18 protein-coding genes are annotated in these 8,975 nt (G+C 42.3%); 6 read left to right on the forward strand and 12 right to left on the reverse strand.

Going from position 1 to position 8,975, the window contains the following annotated elements:
* From Q0Y54_RS09675 to Q0Y54_RS09710, 8 genes are all read right to left on the reverse strand, one after another.
* Positions 1-1,627: PcfJ domain-containing protein (locus Q0Y54_RS09675; RefSeq protein ID WP_297966965.1), on the reverse strand; the 1,627-nt coding region annotated here is incomplete at its 3' end.
* A complete protein-coding gene (locus tag Q0Y54_RS09680) occupies positions 1,624-2,079 on the reverse strand; it encodes a hypothetical protein (RefSeq protein WP_297966968.1) in 456 nt (151 codons plus the stop codon). The genes Q0Y54_RS09680 and Q0Y54_RS09675, both read right to left, overlap by 4 nt.
* 252 nt (positions 2,080-2,331) lie before the next feature.
* Positions 2,332-2,592, reverse strand: coding sequence for a hypothetical protein (locus tag Q0Y54_RS09685; RefSeq protein WP_297966971.1), 261 nt, complete (start codon positions 2,590-2,592; stop codon positions 2,332-2,334).
* Positions 2,593-2,633: 41 nt separating this feature from the next.
* Positions 2,634-2,762, reverse strand: a complete 129-nt coding sequence (locus Q0Y54_RS09690; protein ID WP_297966974.1) for a hypothetical protein — start codon at positions 2,760-2,762, stop codon at positions 2,634-2,636.
* A complete protein-coding gene (locus Q0Y54_RS09695) occupies positions 2,759-3,094 on the reverse strand; it encodes a MerR family transcriptional regulator (protein ID WP_297966977.1) in 336 nt (111 codons plus the stop codon). The genes Q0Y54_RS09690 and Q0Y54_RS09695 overlap by 4 nt, the downstream gene beginning before the upstream one ends.
* A 156-nt stretch (positions 3,095-3,250) precedes the next feature.
* Positions 3,251-3,433 carry a hypothetical protein gene (locus Q0Y54_RS09700; protein WP_297966980.1) on the reverse strand — a complete coding sequence of 61 codons (183 nt, stop codon included), beginning with the start codon at positions 3,431-3,433 and terminating at the stop codon, positions 3,251-3,253.
* Positions 3,434-3,473: 40 nt separating this feature from the next.
* Positions 3,474-4,007 carry a hypothetical protein gene (locus Q0Y54_RS09705; protein ID WP_297966983.1) on the reverse strand — a complete coding sequence of 178 codons (534 nt, stop codon included), beginning with the start codon at positions 4,005-4,007 and terminating at the stop codon, positions 3,474-3,476.
* Positions 4,008-4,025: 18 nt separating this feature from the next.
* Positions 4,026-4,223 (reverse strand): hypothetical protein, encoded by a 198-nt coding sequence (locus Q0Y54_RS09710; RefSeq protein ID WP_297966986.1) that lies wholly within the window; start codon positions 4,221-4,223, stop codon positions 4,026-4,028.
* Between the two features lie 53 nt (positions 4,224-4,276).
* Here Q0Y54_RS09710 and Q0Y54_RS09715 point away from each other — a divergent pair, with 53 nt between their 5' ends.
* Both Q0Y54_RS09715 and Q0Y54_RS09720 read left to right on the forward strand, forming a co-directional pair.
* The gene (locus Q0Y54_RS09715) at positions 4,277-4,597 is read left to right on the forward strand and encodes a hypothetical protein (RefSeq protein WP_297966989.1); all 321 of its coding nucleotides are present in this window, start codon (positions 4,277-4,279) and stop codon (positions 4,595-4,597) included.
* 171 nt (positions 4,598-4,768) lie between these two features.
* Positions 4,769-4,954 carry a hypothetical protein gene (locus tag Q0Y54_RS09720; RefSeq protein WP_297966992.1) on the forward strand — a complete coding sequence of 62 codons (186 nt, stop codon included), beginning with the start codon at positions 4,769-4,771 and terminating at the stop codon, positions 4,952-4,954.
* Here the strand turns inward: Q0Y54_RS09720 and Q0Y54_RS09725 are convergent.
* Complete coding sequence (locus tag Q0Y54_RS09725) at positions 4,929-5,090, reverse strand: hypothetical protein (protein ID WP_297966994.1); 162 nt, start codon at positions 5,088-5,090, stop codon at positions 4,929-4,931. The two genes, Q0Y54_RS09720 and Q0Y54_RS09725, sit on opposite strands and share 26 nt — an antisense overlap.
* Positions 5,091-5,143: 53 nt before the next feature.
* On the opposite strand from Q0Y54_RS09725, the gene Q0Y54_RS09730 reads away from it, so the two are divergent.
* Positions 5,144-5,581, forward strand: coding sequence for a DUF2513 domain-containing protein (locus Q0Y54_RS09730; RefSeq protein ID WP_297966997.1), 438 nt, complete (start codon positions 5,144-5,146; stop codon positions 5,579-5,581).
* Here Q0Y54_RS09730 and Q0Y54_RS09735 read toward each other — a convergent pair.
* The 3 genes from Q0Y54_RS09735 to Q0Y54_RS09745 form a co-directional block, all read right to left on the reverse strand.
* A complete protein-coding gene (locus tag Q0Y54_RS09735; RefSeq protein WP_297967001.1) occupies positions 5,574-5,762 on the reverse strand; it encodes a hypothetical protein in 189 nt (62 codons plus the stop codon). The two genes, Q0Y54_RS09730 and Q0Y54_RS09735, sit on opposite strands and share 8 nt — an antisense overlap.
* Before the next feature lie 18 nt (positions 5,763-5,780).
* Positions 5,781-5,975, reverse strand: a complete 195-nt coding sequence (locus Q0Y54_RS09740) for a hypothetical protein (protein WP_297967006.1) — start codon at positions 5,973-5,975, stop codon at positions 5,781-5,783.
* Positions 5,976-6,054: 79 nt separating this feature from the next.
* A complete protein-coding gene (locus Q0Y54_RS09745) occupies positions 6,055-6,246 on the reverse strand; it encodes a helix-turn-helix transcriptional regulator (RefSeq protein WP_297967009.1) in 192 nt (63 codons plus the stop codon).
* A 123-nt stretch (positions 6,247-6,369) separates the two neighbouring features.
* Between Q0Y54_RS09745 and Q0Y54_RS09750 the strand changes: the two genes are divergently transcribed.
* From Q0Y54_RS09750 to Q0Y54_RS09760, 3 genes are all read left to right on the forward strand, one after another.
* Positions 6,370-6,798, forward strand: coding sequence for a helix-turn-helix domain-containing protein (locus Q0Y54_RS09750; RefSeq protein ID WP_297967011.1), 429 nt, complete (start codon positions 6,370-6,372; stop codon positions 6,796-6,798).
* A gap of 245 nt (positions 6,799-7,043) precedes the next feature.
* Entirely contained in the window at positions 7,044-7,715 is a 672-nt protein-coding gene (locus Q0Y54_RS09755) for an NYN domain-containing protein (protein WP_296734686.1), read from the forward strand.
* Between the two features lie 452 nt (positions 7,716-8,167).
* Positions 8,168-8,905, forward strand: a complete 738-nt coding sequence (locus Q0Y54_RS09760) for a type II toxin-antitoxin system PemK/MazF family toxin (protein WP_297967014.1) — start codon at positions 8,168-8,170, stop codon at positions 8,903-8,905.
* The last annotated feature ends 70 nt before the right edge of the window (positions 8,906-8,975 follow it).

Consider the following 8,975-nt stretch of genomic DNA (forward strand, 5'->3'; position numbering starts at 1 on the left):
TTTTCTTATTGATTTTTGCTTCTTCAAAGGCTTTTACAAAGGCCTGGGCCTCCGGTGGCAGGTCCTTGTTGTACTTCCCACGGACCTGAATAATCCTGTTACCATCCTTGCTTATTTCCATAGTTCCAAAGGATTTATCCGGATTTTCCAGCCTGCGGATATACACCACACAGGTCTCACCATTGGCCACCCGGTCTGTGTAGGTTCCAACACAGTTATGCATATCCGTCCCCTCCCGGACCAAATCAGCCACAAGCTCAGGAACCACTATCATAAAGCCCATGGCCTTGAAGCTGTATTTCTTTACTATCGCCGCCCGCCGCTTTTTATACTCGGCCTCCTCTTCAGCTTTCGCCCTGGCGATAATTGCAATCCTTTGATTATTGTGGGCCTGTATCAAATTGGCAGGCCATAGGGTGGATTTGCTCTCCATATCCGCCCCCAAAGTATGACATCCGGTTATGTAATCAGAATAAAGCCCTATATCCACTCTGACACCCGGGCTTTTATCCTTTTGCTTGTCCAGATACCTGAACAGCTTGTCATACCTCACATAATTGAGGCAGCTTATTTCATGGAAGGTTTTATACCCCAACCTGGTGACGGACTCTTCAAGGCTGATGCCTTTACCGCCGGGCATTTTGCGGACCATTTGCCATGTTTGAAAATCTTCTATTAGCACAGTCCTCTGCTCTTTTCTGCACTCCATTAGATATCTTTTATCTGCCTTGGACATACGTCCCCGGGTAATCGCGTCCAGGGTTTTGCCCCGAAGGTTAAAGGCTCTGCCTATGCCTTGATCCTGCCAAATAGCTGTTTTTATAGTTCGTTCAAAGCCTACCTTGGCCAGATACTCTATAGCCAACGGATTGCGGCAGATATATTCCAATAGCTTTATATATATACTTTCGTTGTCCGAGCTCCACCCGAGCAAGGACTCCCTGAACGCCGCCCAGGCGTATTCTATGGAGGTTCCCTTAACCACCTCCTCCATATCATAGAGGGAAGTGCAATGTACATAAACCTCCGGTGTACTTTGCATTGGCAAATGATAAATACGGTCTCTTGCTCTGATACTTGACCTAATGAATGGCTTATTGGGCCAAAAATACTTAAATTCTCCTGAAGATGTAGTATATATTGAGTCCTTATAAATCTTCCGCTTGTCTGCGGCCATTATGCCGCCCTTGCCCGGCACAAACACATAATAGGCATCTACCACCTGAAAGGGTTTATCCTTCCATGGTGTATCACTGTGGTCAATATATGCAGTGTAGATACACATACAGGTAATCACATCAGGATCTATGAGGGACCTGGCAAAATGATAGGACAGTATCGGCTGATAGCGCATATTCCTGTTTCTCCACAGATGAACTACTCCTGCATTCTCTGAGCAATAAGGGCACCGGGCAAAGGCTTTATGAGTATATTGGTGCAGCTTATCATAAGGAATAATTACCTTGCGCCCACATCGAGTACAGATGGCCTTTTGTCTATCCTCCTTGTCATAGCAATATAGGACATGCTGCCGGGCTCTATCATTGATTTCCTCACAAAACGCCTTGGGGATTTTACGCGGAAAATGTCTAAGCAGCTCCTTCATATTCTTGGGTAATTCGCTCATAACATATCCTCCATGGAGAAATCATCCAACGAGAAGCCCTTGGCCTCTGGCTCCTTGGCTGGTTCCTGGGGAATATCCGCAGCCGGTTGCGGATTTGTGGTAATTTCCACCGGTGCCCCGTATGGCTTCCAGCGGGTGGCATATGCCATAATAATCCGATGCATGAGACCGCCCTCAAGCTCTTTTTGAATGTCATCCTTGGCCATACCGTAGTATTCCATAGTTATGGCCATAGCCTTTGGCGGGTCAATTACTGCGTGAGAGCCGTTCTTTTCCTTTCGGGCCACATCCTCCATGGCCTTATATGCACCAGCCACAGTCTTATTTTCGGCCATAATAAGACCGGCGGCCCTTTCATCTGCTTCCACCCAGCACATGATCATCTGCTGGAGCTCTGCCACCGGTCCCTCACATTTTTTATTTTCTATTTTCTGTATTGCTTCTTCTTTCATTGACCTATTCACCTTTCCTTTTAGCTAATCTGTACCGGCACAGCCACAGCACCGGCATAAAATACCTGCATTCTGCGCAGTGCTCATGGTGTACCATTCCTTTATGCTGGGGACAGAGTATCCCAGAATGGACTCCGCCCCCGCATACCTTACATTCAATTTGATTTATGTCTGTTTCTTTGCTATACTTCATATAGAACATTTTTTTACTTCACTTTGCCGTTCCTGGTTCATTCCGGGATCGGTATTTTTTTATTTCTTTAGTTTCAGAAGCTCCTCATGGATTTCTGAAAGAGCATTATCCGGAATATCACTAATTCCATTGCCATAGGATTTAAGGATCTTCATAACCTTTTTCTCCTGCCCGGACTCTCTAAGCTCATTGCATAAATCCACTACATCTTCCCTGCTAACAGAATACTCAGCAACCATTTCCTTTATAAGAATGGCCAGCAGCTGCATCTGTTCAGGCGTTGCATTGGCAAGATCCTTATCTTCAAATATGATTTTCATGGCTGTTCCTCCTTTCTGAACGGTGTCTGGTATCTATTACCTCACAGATAATCTATGAAGCCGCATAATAACAGGACCCCTACCATTACCACGCCAGTGATTACCCAATCAACAATGGTGTCATACCGCATGGCCTTGCGTTTTAGTTCAACTCTCTCCTTGGTGTTCAATTTGTTGCCTCCTTCTGCTGCCTGCCCCGCAGCCTTGGAGCCTTATCCGGCTCCCGTTTTGGAAGGGCCTTTACTTCGCTGAGCCAATACTTTCGTATTGAGCTGTCCGGTGTGTACACAGGCTTCAGCAGGCCCGATTTCGCATAATGACTTACAGTTGTTGTTGTGACTTTCAGCATTTTGGCCACTTCGCTCTGGGTTATCAGCTTGTCACCCTGCACGGGGATAAAGGATACATCCTTGTTCTGGGACAGCTCCAGAAATCTGATCAGCTCCGGAGACAACAGACTGGTAAGCTCCCTAAGTTCGTTAATGTTTTCAATGAGTGCCATTTTGCGACCCTCCTTTCATTATTTCTGATAAGGCCATAACAGCCTGCAAGTGCGTAATTGATTTTGTGTAAGTATGCTGGGGAGGTACGTTCACCATCCTTTTCTTTAAATATCTTGCAGGCTCTGACAGCCTTACCAGTGTGCTTGTTTATCTGCTTACTTCTGATTCAGCTTTGCGGCATGCTTTTCGGCCCTTTCCTCATCTGTTGTGAAGTGGGCATCCGGCGCATACTCTATATTTCCGGCGTGCAATGGCTCAGATACATCACGTATCCGCCCCACTATATACATCTTCATGCCGCCCAACATGCGGCTGAATACTTCCCACTTTCCTGGCATATTGCCCCATACTCTCGCTGATCCATCTTGCCACCTACTTTTATTTATTCTTAAAGAACCTTGCGGACTCTGTGACTGGTATACCCGCCTCAGTTGGGATATAGATTACCTGGTCATGGCTCTCCTTTAATGCTTCTATCCAAAGGTAATGGATATAGGCATCATTATTCTGGAGGCTGTCACCAATTATTTTGTTTGCCTGGGCCACACCCTCGGCCCTGATAATTTCAGCATTAGCCAGTGACTTGGCACTTTCTTCCTTTGCCTTGGCCTCCTGCACTGCTATCTGCCTATTTTGCTCAGCTTTGGCAAGTTCAGCCGCTCCCTCCTGTTCCTGCTGCCAAACATTATATTTAGGGAAACCAATGGCTATACTTATTGTCACAGCCATTCCAACTACCAGAATCAGAATAGGGCCCGCCATTCGTACTAAAAATGGTTCCTTCTTGGCTGATTCCGAACTGCTTCCATTACTGTACCTACGCCTATCGTCCTCATGGGCTATAATCCAAAGGATTGAACCAAAGAATAAAATCAAAGTTGCTAATCCGATTATTCCTGCTACAAAAAACATTATGTTTACTCCTTCCATTTATTTCTCTCTTCTTGGCATTTTCGCTATTTCAGCTAATGCAGCGTCAACAGATTGTTTAAGGTCATATCTGTTTCTCTCCAAAAGCCGGATACCATCATTTATTTCTAGTAAAGAAGTATCTGGCTTTTTCATTTGCTCCAATAGAAAATCCACATATTTATCCATGACCTTCTCAATTCGTTCATCTGGAGTCATCTCCGTCCCTCCTTTCCACCTATGCTATAATCACCCTATAAGGAGGTGATATTATGGCATTTGAAGAACTCGATTATAAATCTGAAAAAATCCTCAAATATTTTAAAAAACATGTCCTGTTGAATAGTACATGGGATGATTACGATGGTTTCCTTTGTATCTTGCTTAAAGCCGGGTATATTCAGAATAAGGACATCCATCACTGCAAATATAAGACCCTGTACCAGGATGGTACCTATGAAATAACCACCTTGGGCCGTATATATTTTGACCTCAGATTTAAAAGCAGGCTTTATGGTATATCCAGGTCCCTTATTGCTCCCATAGTGGTTTCATTAATCACTAATCTTGTAGTTATCCTATTAAAAGGTTGATGGCTATTGTGACCATTACCGCTACAAGGCACTGCGTCATTAACTCATGCTTTTGGATAACATAGAAAAACCACTTTACAAGCTCCGCCCAGATGCAGGGCTTTTTATATTGGTTCATCTCCGCCCCTCCCTTCGCCTTATGCTATAATCACCCTAGAAGGAGGTGATATTATGTCCGGTGAAATTAACAATGTTGATGTTGAAAATCTACCTGTTGAATTTTACGCCCATGACCTTGCTATTGCTTACATCATGCGTACATCTGAGCTTGACCAAAACTCTACGCCTGAGCAGTTTGTTGAAATTTATAACAGGGTATGGGGAAAATTTGCTAATCAGATTTCGATGAAGCGTTGACAGTGGCATGGTCTTTTAGCCTATATGCCACGCGTTCCAGTATTTCCACCGCTTCGCGGTAAGTAAAGCCGTTCAGATGTTGTTCAATATCTGTAATGGCTTTATTTATTTGTTCACCTTGAATTCCTGGGTTCATCTCCGCCCCTCCTTTCACTTATGTTATAATCACCTCAGGAAGGAGGTGATAATGTGAAACTTAACCTTGACTGTGTTCGTGATATACTGCTTTGTGTTGAAGAAAATACAGGATATCGCAAACTGGCTTCATTCGTTGATATTGACCAATGTGAGCAAACCTCCAAGGCCCTCGGATGTGAGCCGCCCAAGGTATGGCCATATCAGAATAAGCTGATGGAAAGCTACAGCAATCAGGAGCTTATGTATCATTTCAAATACTGTGCCGATGCTGATTTAATTGAAACTGATGACCGTATTGGTTCACAGCAGTTCCTTGTTGGTGACCTTACACCTGAAGGACATGAGGCTCTCAGTGCCTTTCGTTCTCCTAAAATCTTTGAGAAAATCAAAGATATTGCTCTGGATATGGGGGTTCGTTCACTCCCCGCTTACTGCGAAATAGGCAGCAGACTGGTTAATCAGCTGATTGACACCCACATAATTACTTAAGCCTGAGCAGCTCTTTCAAATATGCTTCCCTGCACCTGTTCAACTGTTCCGCTGTTGGATGGGTGTAGTTTTTTTCTTCCATCCACCAGAGATAAGCCATCATGCTGACATGGGTTGTAAAGCACTGTAGCCCCAAATATAAAGCTATGATTGTTATGATTACTGCATAAAGCTCCAACATATCCGCCCCTCCTTTCGCCTATCCGCTTGTCTGCTTGTTTAGAGCCTCGGCCAGCTTTTTGGCCTTTGCTTCATCGGTGGTATAGTGGCTATCAGGGGCATATTCCACATTTTCGCCAATTAATGGCAGGGATAGGTCACGTTGCCGCCCTACTATATGCAGCTGCACGCCACCTATCATCCGACTAATAACTTGCCAGTTGCCTGTTGCCATTAGTTATCTCCTTTCCGGCTTATGCCGTCTTGTGGCTATAAAAGGAATACCTTATAGTTTTTGTCTAATATACTAGACATTAAGCGCAAAAAATATCGCTTACTTTGCAACCTAAAACACTAGCAATTTTAACCAATGTTTGTGTAGTCGTATTAACATCTCTTCCACTTTCTAGGTCAGATAGTGTCTGACGTGAAATATCAGCGGCTTTACATACATCTTCTTGGGACATATTTTGTTTTAATCTCATTTCTTTGATTTTGTAAGGCATATAATCTGCCCCCCTTTCACTGTCTATTATACTAGACAAATTTAATATGCCAAGTATATTTGACATACTTTTTATAACTATGTAAAATAAAGTTGACAATAACGTTATTAGGAAGTGATTATCATGAAGTTACATGAATGGATAAAAGAATATAGAAAAAACCACGGATTATCTATGCAGGCATTAGCTGATATGTGTGGTTTTAGTAAGGCATATATTGGTATCTTAGAAAAAGGAATTAATCCTACAACCCAAAAGCCTATTTCTCCAACTATGCAAACATTACAAAAGATTGCTGATGGTGTCGGTATCGATATTAATGATTTTATAAAAATATTAGATGATGATCAGCCAGTCACTGTTAACCCCGCCCCCACTCCAACCAAAGAGCCACTTTCCGCCCATGAAAAAGCCATGGTGGATGCATACAAAAAGGCCAGCGATAAGGATAAATATACCGTGGATATGGTCCTGAATGAATACTCAGATGAAGATCTGCCAACACTGGCTGAGAAAGAAAAAGGAGAAACGGATATTCATTCCGTAGGATGAGAGATAATTACCTGGAGCTGCTGAAGAAATTCAGGCAATAAAAAACGCCCCGGGATAAGGCGGTGTTATCCACAAATGTGGATGTATTATACACAAGGTTGTTAATAAATAGTATTGACAACATACAGAAAAAATGATAGCATAATCCCAAGAAAATATGTTTATCGTGTCCTTGGGATTAAACCTCTCCACTATAAGGAGAAGCGTTCAAACCAAGGACTTTTTATATTTTAGGAGGTATAAACATGAAAACTGCGATACTTGTAGATGGCGGATTCTATAGATGCAGGGCCCGTGCCATGCTGGGGGAAGCTACCAGCGCGGAACGCGCAGAAGAATTAAGTCAGTACTGCAAAAGACACTTATTCCATCATGGTGAGATGGTATCAACCCTCTACAGAGTTTTTTATTACGACTGCATGCCTATGGAAACACCAGTCTATCATCCATATTTGAAGAGACAGGTCCTCTTTTCAAGGACTCCCCTCTACACATGGATGCACGATTTTATTAATGAGTTAAAGCAAAAACGCAAATTTGCTATCCGTTTAGGTAAATTAGCTACCGAGCAGGCACACTTTACTATAAGACCGGATATCATCAGAAAACTCTGTAACGAGAGCAAAACCTTCGACGAACTCACCGAAGCCGATTTTATGCTATCGTTAGACCAAAAAGGTGTTGATATGAAAATAGGTTTGGATATAGCAAGCCTTGCATATAAAAGGCTTGTTGATCAAATCATATTGATATCTGGAGATAGCGACTTTGTTCCCGCCGCCAAACTTGCTCGCCGCGAGGGAATAGATTTCGTATTAGATCCCCTATTTAATCCTATTAAGCCTGATTTATTTGAACATATAGATGGGCTTCGTACCTGTGATGGGCGTTTCAACCCTTCAAATAGAAGACTCTAAAAGGAGATGACTATAAATGATATTTGTGTCCCTGAAGAATTTTTGGTCGAAATCTGTATGATGATAATCAAAAACTATATATTGCCAGCAGGAGCTGTTGACAGTACCGATGATAATCGATAAAATATAACCATAGATTGGGCTTTGAATCCCAAAAAAATACAAGGTATGGCGTGGATGCGCCCGAAAGGCTCCTGTTTCGACAGGAGTCTTTTTGTTTTCCAATTAAATGAATTCAAAGAAATAGGGCCCAGTGCCTTATCCTTACCTATAAAGCACTGAACCCCATCTCCTTTTCCAGTCAAATCATTCAGAGATTTCCGAAAAGATTCGCGAGAAAAACAGCCTAGATATATTATACATCCTCCCGCGAATCTTGTCCTGCTTTCAAATTGGAAATAGCTCAAATAAAAAAGCCGCCCCTGAGGCGGTATAGGAAGGAATGAAGATATGTGAATGAACAAAATTTAATATCTGAAGCAATTCATGATTTATCAGCATTACTATCCAGCCGAATGGCTTCCAATAATTCCCGTCTAAAAAAGACAGCTACTACATTAGCTTATTGGGTTAAGGATTATGTAAGACTATTAAGGAAAGAGCTATCAGCTCCTACTTCCAACAGACGATATGACCGTGGATGTGTAGTAAGTGTCCATCTTGGTTTTCGTATTGGGCATGAGGAATGTGGCCTGCATTATGCTGTTGTGCTTGATAAATTTGACACGACCAAGAACTCAACACTAACGGTATTGCCACTAACATCACTAAAAACAAAAGTAGATGTTGAACACTTATTTTATAAGCATTTATTCTTGGGTAGTGAAGTTACAGATGCAATATATGAAAAAATCAGGCAAACAACTGATAAACTGACCAAAGAGCTTAACCTACTCAATAGAGAATGGACAATGCTGGTAAATTCTAAAGACAGAGACGCCTTAAAAATAAGTCAATGCGAACAAGCACTAAAACATATTGGTGCTAAAAACCTAACAGCCCGAAGGCAGCTTGCAAAGGTGGCAAAAATGAAGTCTGGCAGTATTGCCCTTGCCGACCAAATTGTTACTATCAGTAAATTGCGAATCTATGACCCTTGCTCATCAAAAGACTTGCTATATGGTATCAAATTAAGCAATGAAACCATGGATAAAATTGATGAAAAAATCAAACAGCTATACATTAATTGACTTTTGAGCCTGTATGTTATATATTATATATAACCTTTAGCCCCTTAAATGCGGGCAGTCACGAAAGTGA

Source organism: uncultured Anaerovibrio sp., assembly GCF_947302755.1.
Lineage (GTDB): Bacteria > Bacillota > Negativicutes > Selenomonadales > Selenomonadaceae > Anaerovibrio.